Source organism: Wolbachia endosymbiont of Oryzaephilus surinamensis, assembly GCF_025617515.1.
Classification (GTDB): domain Bacteria; phylum Pseudomonadota; class Alphaproteobacteria; order Rickettsiales; family Anaplasmataceae; genus Wolbachia.
In genome coordinates this window covers 1,585,062-1,602,224 of record NZ_CP092526.1, presented here as the reverse complement: position 1 = coordinate 1,602,224, position 17,163 = coordinate 1,585,062, and the positions used below count along the sequence as shown (strand labels likewise).

9 protein-coding genes and 2 pseudogenes are annotated in these 17,163 nt (G+C 34.2%); 10 read left to right on the top strand and 1 reads right to left on the bottom strand.

The features are described 5' to 3' along the window. The first annotated feature begins 13 nt into the window (after nt 1-13). The 7 genes and pseudogenes from priA (at nt 14) to MJ631_RS08180 (ending at nt 10,333) form a co-directional block, all read left to right on the top strand. Complete coding sequence (gene priA / locus MJ631_RS07425; protein WP_214303193.1) at nt 14-1,987, top strand: replication restart helicase PriA; 1,974 nt, start codon at nt 14-16, stop codon at nt 1,985-1,987. Between the two features lie 114 nt (nt 1,988-2,101). Beyond that, a complete protein-coding gene (locus MJ631_RS07420) occupies nt 2,102-2,887 on the top strand; it encodes an ankyrin repeat domain-containing protein (RefSeq protein ID WP_214303192.1) in 786 nt (261 codons plus the stop codon). A gap of 559 nt (nt 2,888-3,446) precedes the next feature. Next, nucleotides 3,447-4,835: an ankyrin repeat domain-containing protein gene (locus MJ631_RS07415; RefSeq protein WP_007302183.1), complete on the top strand. Its 1,389-nt coding sequence runs from the start codon at nt 3,447-3,449 to the stop codon at nt 4,833-4,835. Between the two features lie 132 nt (nt 4,836-4,967). After that, entirely contained in the window at nt 4,968-5,555 is a 588-nt protein-coding gene (recR, locus tag MJ631_RS07410) for a recombination mediator RecR (RefSeq protein ID WP_180708353.1), read from the top strand. Between the two features lie 14 nt (nt 5,556-5,569). Further along, nucleotides 5,570-6,764: pseudogene (locus tag MJ631_RS07405) on the top strand (KAP family P-loop NTPase fold protein). A gap of 158 nt (nt 6,765-6,922) precedes the next feature. Then, nucleotides 6,923-8,827 (top strand): molecular chaperone HtpG, encoded by a 1,905-nt coding sequence (gene htpG, locus MJ631_RS07400; protein WP_026097246.1) that lies wholly within the window; start codon nt 6,923-6,925, stop codon nt 8,825-8,827. A gap of 38 nt (nt 8,828-8,865) precedes the next feature. Continuing rightward, a pseudogene (locus MJ631_RS08180) lies at nt 8,866-10,333 on the top strand (hypothetical protein). Between the two features lie 450 nt (nt 10,334-10,783). Here MJ631_RS08180 and MJ631_RS07385 read toward each other — a convergent pair. Next, on the bottom strand, nt 10,784-11,803 hold the full coding sequence (locus tag MJ631_RS07385) for an IS110 family RNA-guided transposase (protein ID WP_214303242.1): 1,020 nt from the start codon (nt 11,801-11,803) through the stop codon (nt 10,784-10,786). Between the two features lie 224 nt (nt 11,804-12,027). Between MJ631_RS07385 and MJ631_RS07380 the strand changes: the two genes are divergently transcribed. The 3 genes from MJ631_RS07380 to hemA all read left to right on the top strand — a co-directional run bounded on the left by MJ631_RS07380 (nt 12,028) and on the right by hemA (nt 16,936). Then, on the top strand, nt 12,028-13,692 hold the full coding sequence (locus MJ631_RS07380; RefSeq protein ID WP_399489208.1) for an ankyrin repeat domain-containing protein: 1,665 nt from the start codon (nt 12,028-12,030) through the stop codon (nt 13,690-13,692). 150 nt (nt 13,693-13,842) lie between these two features. Continuing rightward, complete coding sequence (locus tag MJ631_RS07375) at nt 13,843-15,675, top strand: ankyrin repeat domain-containing protein (protein WP_262986312.1); 1,833 nt, start codon at nt 13,843-13,845, stop codon at nt 15,673-15,675. A 64-nt stretch (nt 15,676-15,739) separates the two neighbouring features. After that, nucleotides 15,740-16,936: a 5-aminolevulinate synthase gene (hemA, locus tag MJ631_RS07370; protein WP_214303449.1), complete on the top strand. Its 1,197-nt coding sequence runs from the start codon at nt 15,740-15,742 to the stop codon at nt 16,934-16,936. Nucleotides 16,937-17,163 lie beyond the last annotated feature (227 nt).

Sequence of the window (17,163 nt, the reverse complement as noted above, 5' to 3'; positions counted from 1 at the left end):
ACAGCGCTAACTTATGACAAAAACAGTTGACGTATTACTACCACTTCCAATTGATCAGCTATTTTCATATGCAATTGAGAAAGATACTGAAACTTCAATTGGAGATTACGTAGTGGTACCATTTGGCAGAAAGCGTTTGATTGGAATAGTTTGGAAATATAGCGGCAAGAGTGATCGAGAATTAAAATGCATTGAACAAAAGATCGAGTTACCGAGTATCAGACCAAAACTGATCGAATTTGCAGAGTGGGTTGCGCAGTATAATGTAATACCTATCGGTATGCTTGCCAAAGTAATAATGGGAGGAGTATTAAAGGTAAATCAGATAGATAAGTTAGTTTTCACTAAGCAAAAGCAGGAAATAAGTGAAATAGATTACCAATTAAGCCCTGAGCAGCAAGCAGCTCGCGATAAGATAATAAGTAATTTGAATGAGTATTCAGTGACTTTGCTTGACGGTGAAACCGGGTCTGGAAAAACGGAAGTTTATCTCTCTGTGATTGCAAGGTTAATTGAAATCGTAAACGATGCACAAGTCCTGATCCTTCTGCCAGAAATTGTCCTAACTTCACAATTAGTAAATCGTGTTCACAGTCAGATATCTGGAAATATAGCTGAGTGGCATTCAGGACTTACTCCCAAAGCTCGCCGAAATAATTGGCTTAATATAGCAAATGGAAGTGCGCAGATAATTATTGGGGCAAGGTCATCACTTTTTTTGCCTTATAAGAACCTAAAATTGATCATCGTCGATGAAGAGCATGACTCATCCTTTAAACAGGAACAAGGAATTATATATAATGCTCGAGATATGGCAATTATCTTAGCCAAACTCGAAAATATTCCGATTATTTTATCATCCGCTACTCCGCTGCTTGAAACAATTTATCATGTTAAAAAAGGGAATTACAACCATGTAAAGCTAACCGAACGATTCGGTGGTGCAGAGTTGCCGCACATAAAAGTAGTGAATAATAAACAATGGATTTCAAATGAGCTTTTCGAAGGGATAAAACAAACCATAGAGAAAAAACAGCAAGTTATGCTCTTTCTAAACCGCAGGGGGTATGCGCAACTTGCAGTTTGTAAAAAATGTGGATATAAAATTTCCTGCTCAAATTGCACTGTATGGCTTACGTACCACAAGAAAAAGAACGTCCTTTTGTGTCACCATTGTTCTTACCAATCAAAACTTCCAGAAAAATGCTCGAATTGTCAAAGTCAGCAGTCATTATCCCTTTGTGGTATAGGAATTGAGAGGTTACTTGAAGAAATAGTAAAATTAATACCAAACGCAAAGACTGCGATTATTAGCAGCGACCAGAAGTCGCTTGGTAGCGTAATTGACTCAGTGCTCAAAGAAGAAGTGAATATTATAATCGGTACACAAGTGATTGCTAAAGGGCATAATTTCCCTAAGTTAACTTTGGTTGGAGTGATCAATGCAGATTTAGGACTTGAAAATTCTGATCTTAGGGCAGCAGAAAAGACATATCAATTATTGCATCAAGTTGCAGGAAGGTCGGGAAGGTTTAATGAAAAAGGAATGGTAATAGTGCAAACTAATAATCCTGAAAGTTTGATAATAAAAGCATTGCAGCAGCAAAAAAGGGATTTGTTTTATGAAATTGAACTTGAGTCAAGAAGCAAAGCTAAAATGCCCCCATTTAGTAGATTAATAGCGCTTATAGTTTGCGGTAAGGATCAATTTGCAACACAAAAAGCAGCAAATGAGATAACAAACTTTTTGCATAATCAATTTTCAACTACCTCTCAGCACTTGACATTGAAAGAATTTGAAATTTTTGGCCCATCACCAGCAGCAATAAATTTCTTAAATAATAAATATCGGTATAGAGTGCTACTCAAAATACACAATAAACATAGTTTATCTATAAAGAAAAAGCTAAAATATTGGATTAAAAATTACAACTTGAATTCAAATATTGCAGTAACAATAGATGTTGATCCTGTGAGTTTCTTTTGAATTTATTTGACATTTGTAGGAATTGCTAATAAGTTCTATTAATTTTTTAATTAAAAAACTTGACTTTTATTAGAATTTATTGTATTATTGATATAATTAGAATGGGTAAATAATATGACTACTTTACTTGAAATCGTCTGTAAGAAAGGGATAGGGTATGAAGACAAAACTAGAGAATTGAAGGGGTTTCTTGGTGAGAATAACGAAATATTAATTAACAAAGAGTTATTTAAATCAGCTTTATCTATAAAGGATGCTGTAGATATAAGAAAAAAGATGGTGTATCTTATTTTGCACCACTGCATTGAATACAATAGTGCAATATCTGAGAAAAAAGAGAAATTATCATTTCAAGACGTGATGAAGATTTTAGATGAAACTGTGAATAGGTTTATTACTCCTCAGTATTTCTACAAATTGATAAATTTTCAAGATCAAAGTAGTAAAAATACATTATTACACCAAGCTGTTATAAGTAATAACACTGAGGCAATAGAAGCCCTTTTAAAATATGGTGCAAATCCTTTGATAAAGAATGAAGAAGGTAACATTTCACTAGATTTAGCTCATGGAAAAACAAAAAAAGTACTCATCGAATGTATGAAAGACCAAGCTAAATCGAAAAAAGAAAGTGCTAGATGTAATAGTTTGATTGGCATTATACCTGGCGTTTTTCTTGGCATTGGACTCGGTGTTGGTAGTGCTTTAGTCCCTTCAATGACTATTATATTATGCACACTCGCAGTATCTGCTCTTGTTGCTGGAATAGCAGTTGGAGTGGCTATATATTTCCTAAGTCAAGACTATAAACAGGCTAAATCAATAGAAGAAGCTGTTAATCCTCAACTCTCTTCTGTCAAGTATGAAAAGACTGTAGATAATAAAGCAGTACTAGGATAACTGTGAGTTTTTTAACATTAGATTTCTTGCATAACTGGAATTCGAAAGTTCCAGCGCATTTTTCTTATTGGATCCCAGTGTCAAGCACTGGGATGACATCTTATTATGCAAGAAATCTATTCATTTAAAACTTATTTGAGAAAACGTAGCTATAAAAACCGCAGGTACCAGTTGGTTTTTATTAGCTAAATTAAAGGTCAAGTATCTGGAATTCTGAACATAAGATCCCCCTGTATAAAAAAGATTAGAAAAAATGCAGTGCACATACGACAGATATGCTCTGAAGAGGATACGCTACATTTTTAGTGAGTGTGATTTAAAAGTCTGCAGACCGAAGATAGATTTTTGAGCTCAATAAATATCTCTAACTGTAATTGTAATCAGATTTAAAATATGCGGAAGTAATTTTTTAGCTATAAAATCTTCTAAAAAATTAACACAGAAGTTAGTTTCATAAGTATTTTTATCAAAAACTATTTTAAAAAAATTTAAATAGAGTTGAAAAATTTTAAAGATGAGATACCCTACCTGAAATGCAATCCCTGTAAAATAAAGAAATATGAAAGGTGAAATAAACACTGCAGCAAATTTTCAAGCAGAAGACCTTGAGTCTAAAAATGCTACAGATCTTGATTGTTTAGCTAACTCTCTAAATTCTTTGAATGCAAAGAGTGCTGAGATTAAAGATAAAAGGAACGATGTGCCTTTTTCCAGTAGAAAAAGCAACTCGCATGTTTTAGAACTTTTTTCTAGTGAAAATGTTGAGATTAACATTCCAGATGAAACACCTTGTGCTGCTCGGAGTGAATCAGGTATAGCTGTAATATTTAGAGGTATAGCTGGGTTGTTTAAAGGTAGGAATAGTATGGACGTAACCCTTTATCAATCTAAAGTGCAACGTAGCTCTGCAATTGATTACAGTACTACAGAAAGTATAGGGTTACGGCTACTAAATATCTGTAAAGGAGAAGAAGATATCTCTTTTGATCAAGAGATTAATTTTTTATATAAAGAGGGTTATTTGTATGATGTCTTATTGTTGCAAGACGAGGAGAATCATGACACACCTTTACATGTAGCTATAAAAAGAAATCGTACTTGTTTTGTAGAAAAACTTTTGTGTATTCTTAAGGAACCATACTGTTCAAGTGAGTTTTACAAACGCAAATATTTTGAACATAAGCAAGAGAATGAAAAGCCGCTTTTCAAAGTTATTAATACTAATAACAAGGATGGAAAAGATGCAATTACTCTGGCTATTGAAAGCAATAATTCAGAATGCATTTCAGCTCTTTTTAACTACTTAACTCGTGAAAATATTAACAGAAGAAAAGATGTTGAAAATGAGTACACACCTCTACACGAAGCTATGCTTCTTAACAAAAATGAAGCAATCAAAGAGCTTCTCAAATCAAAGGATATAGATACTGAACTCATAGATAAGGAATCTTACAAAGCATATAATTATGCTAATAACAAAGAGGCCATAGAATTGTTTATTCAGCACTATAGTAGTAAAATTAGTGAGTTGCGTATAAAATTAGAAGATAATAATAAAAAACTAGCACGAATTAAGTGCGTCCTAAACAAAACAAAACTTACTTGTGTATGCTTAGCAGCCTTCGGCTCTTGTTTTAGAATGTATAGAAATTCCCATGACATAATAAATGAAGAAGTGAGTGAAGATATGTTATATTATTCTCTTGCATTGCTTGCCAACACTACAGGTCTAATATTATTTTTTAATTATTTGATCGATACAATACTTTCCAAGTATGAAGAAAAAAATTCTAGTTTGAATAAAGAGTCAGACAGTTATGTAGAAGAAAGAAATATGTTGAAAAATAAATTACGTCATTTTCAAAAAAGAAGTACCGTAGTAACTACGCAAATGTGTGAGATAATTTCAGTTATACCTGAATCAGAGTTAGGTTACAGTAGATTGTGATTACATTAATTTTTTCAAGACAGTTCTAAAAAAAGTGGGAAATCTTTTTCATAGCCAATCAAACTAAGCTTTCTTTACGAAAGGTTTGATGTTATCATTTTATAAACTATATCCTGAATTTGTTAAATGAACATTAATATAAAGAATTTAGTTCATGCTTTTTCTAAATTGCCAAGTTTAGGTCCATCATCATCACGAAGATTAGTTATACATTTGCTCCAAAATAAAGAGAAAGTCATGCTACCGCTTGCATCTTTGATTAGAGAGCTAGCGGATCTTATAATAGAGTGCAAAATTTGTGGAAACCTAGATACTAAATCGCCGTGTTCTATTTGTACTAACCCAAAGCGTGACACCAAGTTAATGTGTGTAGTAGAAGAATTGGGTGATCTATGGGCATTTGAAAAAGGGAATATATATTCAGGTATGTATCATGTTTTGGGTGGAAGGCTATCAGCAATAAATGGCATAGGTCCAAAAGAACTGAATCTTGATAACATTCCCAAAAGAGTTACAGAATTTAAAATTGAAGAGGTCATTATTGCAATCAATCCGACATTAGAAGGCCAAGTTACTGCGCAATATATAATTGAATTGCTAAAGAATTCGAATGTAAAAATATCGCGCCTTGCTTGTGGTATACCGATAGGTGGAGAAATTGACTACCTAGATGAAGGGACTCTGAAGATAGCGCTTACTTCAAGACAAGAGTATGAGTAAATACAAAAGAAGGTATGTGCTTAAAAAAACTTATATCGCTAATAACATTAAAAAAAAAAGAAGAGGAGCAATTGCCTAAGGTAACAACTTGGGAGAATGATTGCTTAGGCTATAAACAAGTTGCAAGTAAATTTAGTTCTATAATCAAGACAATTGGTAAGTCTTTTTCTATTGTATCCTTAGAAGGATATGATAAATGGGGTAAGACGTTTTTTTTGAAAGAATGGGTAAAGGATCTAGAGCAGCAAAATGAAATTGCAGCTTATTACAGCGCATGGGATATTAGTGCGCTAGATCAACCATTGCCTTCTTTTTTGCATTTCCTGTTTGAGGATCTATTCGCATCATACAAAGTAAAAAGGAGTGTTATACAGCAGTTCAAAAACATAAACCAAGAACTATTTTCTCTCAATACATTAGGAAAGCTAATCAGTAAATCTCCACTTGTTATGCTTTCAGTATTTCTCGATGCTGCAAAAGAGGCTGATAAGAAAGACATTGGTTTTGTCTTGGGTGAGTTAAATCTTCTCCAAAGGAGAAAAGAGAACATTAGAGATTTTAAAATACAACTAGCAGATGTGGTTAATAAAATCAGGAAAGACAAAAACATTTATATAATGGTGGATGATCTTGATATATGCCGCCCTAAATTCATTGTTGATTTTTTAGAATCCATAAAGTATATGCTCGATGTGGAAGGACTGGTTTTCATTATCTCTGTTAGTCAAGATAAAAGTAACGTGCAAAGAGCAATCAGCACAATACTTGGACCAAATTTTAGCCTAAAATCTTTTACTGATCTCTCTTTGCATTTGCCAAAACAGCCAACAGAGCAGTTTATAAGAAAACTGTTTGAAAGTTCTGAATTACCGAAAAAATCAAAGAGTTTAATAATAGATAGCTTTATATTTTACGCAGAAAGCTTCTCATTATCATTAAAAGCAATACAGTACTGCGTAAAGAAAATAAAGCTATGTTATGTGAAAGTTGATCCAAATTTATTTACATTTTTAGTAATACTACAGTCAGTAAACACTGATTTGTATGAGGAATTATATTCATCACCTCAGAAAGCACTGGAGAAGATTAAGAGCGCTTTGATTCTAAACAGTTCGAAAGAATGGGAAAAGCTTAAAACTTCTCTTGAAACTACTTTTAAAGAAAAAGAATCATAAATCTTTGAAGCAAATAAGAGATATTATATTCTAGCACTTTCTTTTTAATTTGCATGACACAATGATTGTACTTATTCCAGTTTAGCATTGGAACCATAAGTTGGCCCACATAAATTTTAGCATGTGTGACCTTGAAAGATCGCAGTGCAATACTTAAATTATTAGAGTAGTAGGCTAATAATGGAGCTCAAAATGCACAACATACAAGAAACTGAAAGTTTAAAATTTGACGCTGAAGTAGGCAAAGTACTAAATATAGTAATTCATTCACTTTATACTAATAAGGATATTTTCTTGCGTGAGTTAATATCAAATGCATCAGATGCATGTGATAAATTGCGCTATGAATCACAATTAAATGCTGATTTATTAGATTCAAGTGATGAGTTGAAGATTACTATTAGCTCCAATAAAGATAAGAATGAGCTGTATATAACCGATAATGGAATTGGAATGAACAGGCAAGATTTAATAGATAATCTTGGCACGATTGCAAGTTCTGGTACGCAAAAATTCTTGGATGCAATTAAGAATAATAAAGATTCGAGCCAAGCTGTAGAGCTGATTGGAAAGTTTGGTGTTGGTTTTTATTCAAGCTTCATGGTTGCTTCAGAAGTTATAGTAGAATCAAGGAAAGCCGGAGAAGAAGAGTCTTGGGTGTGGAAATCTAAAGGAGATGGAGAGTATTCAATCAGCAAATTAGATGGTCAAATCTCTCGTGGCACAAAAATTACGCTCATCATGCGTCCTGAAGAAAGCGAATTTTTAGACAAATTCCGTATTGAAAACATCGTTACTACTTACTCTGACCACATAAATTTTCCCGTTGAGTTTGTAAATGAAGAAGGAAAAAGTGAAAAATTAAATAGCAAAGCTGCAATTTGGACTAAGCCAAAAAATGACGTTACTCCAGAAGAGCACAACGACTTCTTCCGTGGTGTTGCACATGTGGGCGGTGAGCCTTGGATGATATTTCATAATAAAAATGAAGGTGCAATAGAGTATACGAACTTGCTTTATGTTCCTTCTATCAAGCCTTTTGATTTATTTCATCCAGATAGACGCTGCTCTGTAAAATTGTATGTAAATAAAGTGTTTATCACTGAAGATAATGTGCAGATTATACCGCAGTACTTGCGTTTTTTGAAAGGTGTGGTTGATTCACCGGATTTGCCTCTCAATATCAGCAGAGAAACACTGCAGAACAATCGCGTTGTTGAGCAGATTAGGAAATCTTTAACTAAGCGCATAATATCAGAGCTCGGCAAAAAAGCAAAAGAGAATTTAGAGGAATATACAAAATTCTGGGGCAATTTTGGTGCGGTGTTAAAAGAAGGTCTTTGCGAAGCTATGCCAACTGATGAAAGAGAAGCATTGCTTTCCATTTGCAGATTTCATAGCACCAGTGATGGTAAGCTAGTTAGCATTGATGATTATATAAGCAGAATGAAGCCTGAACAGGAACATATCTACTATCTCACAGGTAATAGTCTCGATTCAGTAAAAAACAGTCCACAACTTGAAGGATTCGTCAGCAAAGGATTGGAAGTGCTTCTATTTGTTGATCCAGTTGATGATTTCTGGACTAGCGTGATTCATGAATATAAAGATCAAAAATTTAAGTCTGTGACCCGCGCTGATGTTGATTTAGAAAAATTTTCTTCAGAAGAAGGCAAGAAAGATGAAGAAAATAAATCAGATGAAAACAAAAGCGAAGAAAACGCGGATTCTATACTCGAATACTTCACCAAGGTTCTTGGAAGCTTAGTAAAAAGTGTAAAGATCTCTAAGAAATTAACCGATAGTCCTGTGTGTCTAGCAGTTGATGAAGGAACTATGGATCTCCGTATGGAGCGTTTTTTACGTGAACAGAAGCAGCTAAATTACCGCACGCCAAAAGTACTTGAAATTAACATTAAGCATCCTTTGATAAGAAACATAATGGAATCTCACGCTAAAAATGGTGAAAATCCAACACTTGGAGATATGATTTACTTATTGTTCTATCAAGCTTGTATAGTGGAAGGTGAAGAGATGGAAGACGTAAGTCTATTTGCTAAAAGGCTCAATAACTTGCTTGGCAAAATTTCTATTTAATGCTATACTTAGTTTAGCTAATAATTAGGGGGTAAAACATGGGGTGGAATTTACTTGGTGGGCTCATGCCGCCAGCAGTAGATACTGCAGAAGAAAGGGAGCGTCGCCATTCCAGAGATTCAGGTGCTGAAGAAGAATTTGAAGTTTTAGAACAAGAAGAAATTAAGGAGCATCGTCATTCTGGAGATTCAGGCAATTGTTCAGAAGTTGAGGAAGGACAAAATACTAACGAGCAATTGAATTGGAATTTCAGCTAACACAATCTTTGCTAAGTCAAGTAAAGGCAGGTGAGAATAATAGGAATGCAAATTCTGGCAAGCAAGCACAACTTGATTTGGAAAGAATGGATTTTGTAATTAATGGGTAAACAATAAGCAAAGCGTATGTTCACGAGTCATATTGCCAGCACAATCACTTAATTTCGAGTGAAAATGCAAATTACCGCCTGTTTGCTAAGCAAGTTTTCACAGAAATGTTTAAATATGCTAAGGCAGAAACTCCAAATGACAATATATTAGAAGAGTTAATTACTAATTGCAATCAGGCTGGGTATGATGGCTCTTTGTTAATGCAGCTCTCTCCTATATTCTCTAAGCATAAACTAAGCTTGCCTCATGCCAACGATAGAAAGATAAGTATTGTATATAATAGCCAAGGTTCTCTCAATATTCAGTATTGTCCAAGTATGCCTGTTAGAGAACTTGATACAAATAAGGAAATATGCAGGTTTGATGCTATTTTAGAGTTCACCCTTAAGTTTCGAGATAGTAAGGTAGAGTATGAAAACGGCAAAGTAACACTTGCTATTCCTGAACAATTAGAGAATTACAAAGTTGATGGCAAAAGTTTGTTAGATGAAATAAATAGGCATTTCGAAGATGAGGATAATAGAATTACAGAGACTCTTGAGAAAAATATGAATGAAGGACCTAAGTCATTTGCTGCTGAAGACTTGTCTATTACTGAGAGTTCATCTGATAGTAGTGAAGTAGCAAACAAAGTAGTTACTGATCCAGGCATTTTAGGTAATGTTGCGAATGTATTGGTAGGTGTTGCAGAAGTTACAGCAGTTGTAGCAACAGAGTTATTTTGGCCTCAAGATCAGGTTAATATAGAACCAAGGCATAATGAAGAAGAATTTACCATTACCCCTAAAATTTAACCTTTGATGGATTAATAGACGTTATAAATAAAGCAAAAAATTATGGTGATTATGCAGATTTAGATAAAACTATAAATAATATAGAGGAAAGCGATAGATTTATTACTGATTTAAATTGTGGTAATTTGAAGGATTTTTGCTCTCAACAGCTTAATTTGACTGATCATATGCACAATGTGCTGTTGAATAATAGCTATGATGAAACAAATGGTTATTATAATTATTCAGTAAAAGAGCTTTCACTACTAGCCATTGCAGCTGATGACACACTTGTGGAAAGGTTCTCTAATTGCATAAAAGTCAACAATAATTTTTTGTATCATGAAAAATATTTTTTGATGTAAAATTCAGCTCTAATACAACCTTTTATTTATTATTGTATTATCTTATTCAATCAAAAGAGGTTTTATTGGCAATAAAAACATCAACACTAATTTCCAATTAATCTCTTTTAAACTATGTAGCCAATGAATATGTGGATAAATACGTCCACACAAACTTAAAGTATTTATCCACATATTCATTAAGCTTATAAAAACTAAGGTATCATTCTTTTCCTCTATAGTCTTAATGATTTTACATAAGTTAAAAGTAGCATGCTTCCATTGTTCTCTCCGCGGTCTAATATGGCTAATTCATATTGTAGCCAAGCCGCACTATACTTGTTAGGCGGAAGTGGACGGCAACATGTACGCCACGAAGTCTATGCTTCAACTTATCCTCTTGCTTATCCCTTCCATCGGCATTGCTATCTTTACTTTCAGTAAAATTATTGTTTTATACTTCTTTAGTGTTTATTGATAGCAAAACTCTTTTCTATCGATTAGCATCTTATGCATAATCACGGCTAATTTTCTTGCTACTGCAACAATTGCTTTTTTCATGCCCTTTTTCTTTTTAAGCTTCAATCCCCAGCTTCTTAATTTAAATGTCCTTTTACATTTTACCAGTAAGACCTGCGCGGCTTCATATAACATATTCCTACAGTCCACTGGTCCCATTTTTGATATACTTCCGTGTCGATCAATCTCACCAGAAGCGTACTGTCTTGGACTTAATCCCATATAGGCTCCAACTGTATAAGATGTTTCAAACCTATGCAGATCATCTATTGCAGCTTTATATGTCATTGCTACTATAATACCAACTCCTGGAACAGTAGTTAATAATTTACAATCCTCATCTTTTTTGCTTTGTTCTGAGAGCATTTTATCAAGTTTTCTTATTGATTCTTCTATTATTTCTAAACTATGTACTAATGATTCAATTGAGGTTTGGCTAATTTCATCTAGATTATTAACCATTTCTTGCACTTTTAAAGCAAAGTTTGCAGAACTAAGACGTTGATTAACTTTTATCCCGTATATTTTCAGTAATCCCCTTATTGTTCCCGCAATTTGCTCTCTGCAACGTATTAATTGTCTTCTGCTTCCAAGTATTATTTTAACCTGACAAGCTTCGTCTGATTTTACTAATACCTCCTTAAATAGCCCAACTCTCATCATTTGTGCTATGCCTCTTGCATCATTTTTATCATTCTTATTGATTCTCGCAGATAATGCTGCTGCCATATGCCTTGCATCTACACAAGTTACTGGTAATCCAAGATTCCTCAACTCTTTGCACATCGATATTGATAATTGCCCGCTTTCTATTCCTATGGACTCGTATTTTTTGTTTTGACCAAGCAGAAACTCAGCTATTGCACTGCTTTCACTTGCAACAACCCCTTCTTTAACAATTTTTCCTTTCTCATCAATGATACTAATAAAAGTTTCTTTGAGTGAGACATCTAACCCGCTATAATGTTTCATGAGACTACTCCTACTGTAAAAGTTTAAATTATTCTTGAAGAACTAATTCATTGAATTTGTTACTTCGTGCTAAAATAATGGAGTATGTCTCTCCATCATTCAATAGCAATTACAGTATGTATGCAGAAACGCATAAAAGTATATTATTTACGCAAGATGAAGGTCTCGATAGGCTACTTATTGGTGTTGGTGGACAGCGCTATACTAAGCTTTTATTAGAAGATTTGGAAAAAAATCGAAGTACTATTCTACCTTGGCATAGCATATGTGAAAAACTTCGAAGGGCGTTGTCTATTCGTAATCAAGAATGCGTGAAAGCGGTATTAGATAAATTTAAAGATACTGAAGCCAGGTCTAGAGTTTCTGATATGTCAGAAAAATTTTTGCACTATGCTATACAACAAGATTTTATAGATGTAGCAAAGACTATTATTAATCATAAAATTGCTGATATTAATAGTATAGACAATTCAGGGCATGCACCTTTGCATTGGGCTGTGGCACGTAATAATTTAGAATTAATGGGCTTGCTTATTGGAAATGGCGCTGAGATTGATATTCAAGATGAGAGGCATGGCAGAACAGCTTTACATTGGGCTGCTTACCATGATAAATTTGAAATAGTAAAATTACTTGTAAACAAGGGAGCTGATTGGAACATTCAAGATAGAGATGGCAAAACAGCTTTAGATCTGGTAGGAACGAAAAGTTTATATTTGGTAAGGGAAGAAAACAGGGAAAAATCTTCTAGTGAATCAAAAATCACAAAATTTCTTGAAGGTTTAGATGATAAAACACCTTTGCATTTAAATATTAAAAAAGATCCAGAATCCAAAAATATTGATAATCAACAGCCGCAAAGAAACATTGTTGATAAAGTAGAGAATATTATGAATAATGAAGAGGCTTCAATAGAAGAAGCTATAGGTAATAATTGTGAGGAGGGTAAAATGCCTGGAAATGAAAAAATTATAGGAGAAAAATTGTCTAATGCTGTCGATAGAATCAATCTTACTCGTTTGATACATTTATTAAAGAAATTAGAAGTCAGCACATATGAACCTACTGTACAGAAGCTCTTGGACCAAGCAAATGACAAAATTACAAATTTGGAAGAGGGTGAGCAAAAAGAGGCTCTTGAACAAATAATACTATTTCTTGAAAATGAGCTCAAGCACACTGCTGCTACATTACCAGTAGACAACAATGTAGAAGCTGCTGCAAGTAGCCAAGAAGCTCCTTTGGTAGAGTCTAAAGAAAGCTCACCATCACTGAGTTCTGAGGAGGATGATTTTTCTAAACTTGAAGGTAATAAAAGTGATTGCTCTGCCGGAACTTCCTCAGACTCTAATAGTAATTCTCCATTTGAAAAAATTAGTGAAGAAGGTCATGAAACAAGAATATCTGTAATTGACACAGTGGAAGCTGAAGCAACAGCTAATGGTACTGTTTCTAGTAATTCTGTTCCTTGTACTTTAAGAGTAGAATTAACAAGTGATGATGAAGATGAATTTCTTTCGATTGAAATTGAAGATGTTAATAATGATATTAACGTTAATCAACCTACTGAGCATGTAGAACAAGTTGCTAACGGAAATGGACAGCCAAAAACAGAATTGCCAAGAATTAATGAGCAAAGCAGCAAAAGTGGCCTCAAAAAAAATCCACAAAATACAAAGAAGTATGTTGTAGCTGCTTCTGCGCTTGCAATAGCCGGTATTGTTTCAGGGGTGGCTGTTGCAGTTTACTTGGAAATGTTAGCGGTAGGAATAGCAGTTGCAGCTTGTTGTCTTATTGCAGCTACAGTTACATACTGCTGTAGACCTAAAAGCTTAATTGAGAATGGTGAGCCTGCAGAGATTGTGTTCAAGGAAAGGTCTGTATACTAAATATAGTAGTCTATTATTTAATAATTTATTATAATTATATTGATTATTAATAGATAAAAACTTGGTAGACTACGAAGAGATGCTTGCTAAGTTGACAAAATTGCCATTTAATGCTACACTTAGCTTAGCTACTAATTAGTGAGGAAAAACATGTTAGGTTCAGATTTTGTATCACAGGAATCAAACAAAATTTTAAAGAAATCAGATTCTAGGGATTCGGGAACTGAAGAAGGGTTTGAAATTTTAGAACGAGAGGAAAAAGAGCGCCGTCGTTCTGAGGATTCAGGTAATGAAAGTCAAGAGGAATCTGGCGTTAATAATTCTGATACTAAATCTAGTGCAGTAACTACGTTAGAATTTCAGCTAACACAATCTCTGCTGGGTCAAGTAAAGGCAGATGAGAATAATGAAGATGTAAAGTCTGGTAACACAGCTTATCAAGACCTATATAGAACGGATTTTTTTGTAATCAATGATCGCACTATAGATAATAGTTTCATTAAAGGGTTATATGATAAATATAATGAGGGAGATGATAAACGTCTGTTTGCAAAGTATGTTTTTACGGAAATTTTTAAACATGCTAAAGCAGAGGTTCCAAATGACTATATACTGGAAGAGTTAATTACTAGTTGCAATCAAGCTGGGTATGATGGCTCTTTGTTAATGCAGCTCTCTCCTATATTCTCTAAGCATAAACTAATCTTGCCTCATGCCAATGATAGAAAGATAAGTATTGTATATAATAGCCAAGGTTCTCTCAATGTTCAGTATTGTCCAAGTATGCCTGTCAGGAAACTTGATACAAATAGGGAAATATGCAGGGTTGATGCTATTTTAGAGTTCACACTTAAATTTCATAATGGTGAAGTAGAGTATGAAAATGGTAAAGTAACACTTATCATTTCTGAGGAATTAAAAGCTGGTAGGGAAAGTTTACTAGACGATATTAATGAACGTTTCACAGATTATGATAATGATGGATTTATTCATTTACACGTTGCAGCACAAAAAGGTAATGTTGAGCTTGGCAGGCATTTACTAGAATGTGGTGCAAATATTGAGATTAAATCAAAAACAAAAGTAGGTGGTGACACTGCACTTCATTTAGCTGCCAAGAGTGGTCATAAAGATTTTGTGAAGCTTTTACTTGATAATGACGCAAATGTTAATTCAGTAAGCAGTACAGGCAGCAGAGTAACTCCTTTACATGAAGCAGCATATAGTGGACATTCAGATGTTGCAGAATTGCTAATAGAGCGTGGCGCAACAGTTGATGCTAAAGAACGATATAATCTTACTCCTTTGATGTATGCTTCTGCAGAAGGTAATTCGGCAATGGTGGAATTACTTTTAAAAAAAAAGGCAGATCTTTATTTACAACATCATAATGGTGAAACTGCATTGCACTTAGCTGCTGATAATGGTCATTCTGATGTAGTTGCCATTTTGATAGGTGCAGCAAAAGATAAAAAAAAGTATGTTAATACACAAAGTAGGGATATTGGTACTGCGCTACATGTTATAGCTTATAATCGAAAAATAAATGAAGGGCATAAAAAATCTGCAAAATTGCTAATAGACAATGGTACAAGCCCGTATTTAGAAAACGATCCAATTATTAATAAACCATCAGATACTCTTTTGAAAGGAAGCTCTTTAGATATGGCAAAAAAGCGAGGAAATAAGGGATTTTTGGAATTTATGTCATCTTTAGGCTATTCAGCAACCGTACCAAGCAATTCAAAGAATGATCCACAAAACACAAAAAAGTATGTCGTAGCTGCTTCTGCGCTTGCAATAACTGTTATTGCCTTAGGAGCAGCTGTTGCAGTTTACTTGGAAATGTTAGCAATAGGAATAGCAGTTGCAGTTTGTTGTCTTATTGCAGCTACAATTACGTACTGCTATAGGCCTAAAAGCTTAGTTGAGGATAATCAGGTCAAAAAGGTTATGCAGACAGAAGAATGTCAGTCTAAGTAATAAATATAGTAGTCTATCATTTAATAATTTATTATAATTATATTGATTGTTAATAGATAAAAACTTGGTAGACTACGAAAAAATATTCTTAAATAAAATCAAAGATATAAAAGAAGAAGGGCGCTATCGTGAATTTACGCATTTTGCGTCATTACCTGGCAAACTTCCCTATATTATGGATTATGAAAGAAATAGAGAGGTTATTGTCTGGTGCAGTAATAATTATCTGGGAATGTCACAAAACGATAGTGTCATTGCTGCTATTCAAAATTCATCTGTTGGTGCTGGAGGAACAAGAAATATATCAGGTACAACAAAGGAAGTTGTTGAGCTCGAGAAGTCTTTGGCTGACTTGCATCAAAAAGAAGCTGCTTTAACTTTTGCTTGTGGCTATCTTGCCAACCAAACTACACTTAGTACTTTATCGTCTGTTATTCCGGGCGTGGTAATTTTTTCAGATGAGAAAAACCATTCTTCAATGATAGAAGGTATAAAATCAGGAAAAAGACCGAAGCACATATTTAGGCATAATGATGTTGATCACTTAGAGCAGTTGCTAAAGTCTATAGATATAAAAACGCCGAAAATAATAGCACTTGAATCTGTATACTCAATGGATGGTGATGTAGCACCGCTTGAAGCGATATGTGATCTAGCAGATCAGTATAATGCAATCACCTATTTGGATGAGGTACACGCAGTTGGCATGTATGGACCGCGCGGTGGCGGAATTGCAGAAAGAGAAGGTTTGATGGATAGAATAACTGTTATTCAGGGTACATTATCAAAGGCTTTTGGAGTGATGGGTGGATATATAGCGTCTTCAAAGAGCTTGGTGGATGTAATAAGAAGTTCAGCCCCAGGATTTATTTTTACTACTGCTATGTCACCCGTTTTAGCAGCAGCAGCAAAGGCAAGCGTTGAGCATTTAAAATCGAGCAATGTTGAAAGAGAGAAGCAAAAGCAGTCTGTTGAAAAGGTAAAAGACTCACTGAGAAACGCAGGAGTGAATTTTATGCAAACAGAAACTCATATAATTCCAATCATAATTGGCGATCCTGAGTTGTCCAAAAAAGCATCAAAATTGTTATTTGATGAGTATGGAATATATGTACAACATATAAATTACCCAACAGTTTCAAAGGGGACTGAGCGCTTCCGTATTACTCCTACGCCTTACCATACAAATGAAATGATAGAGCATTTAACAAAATCTCTTGTAAAAGTTTTTGAGAAATTATCTGTTTGTGTCTGTTGTTGAGTTTAAAGTTGCCAAGAATAAGGTATCTATTTAAAAGCATAGTTAATGTACAAAATCAGTGCTTTATTTCTTATCATGAAAGTAGCTAACACTGGGATCTATAGCTCACACAGGTAAAGTTTACTCTTTTGTCATCCTATGGCTTGACCATAGGATCCAGTCTAAACAATCTGGATTCTAGTGTCACGTGCTGGAATGACAGCTATTTGTTCCTATAGTTGTCTTTT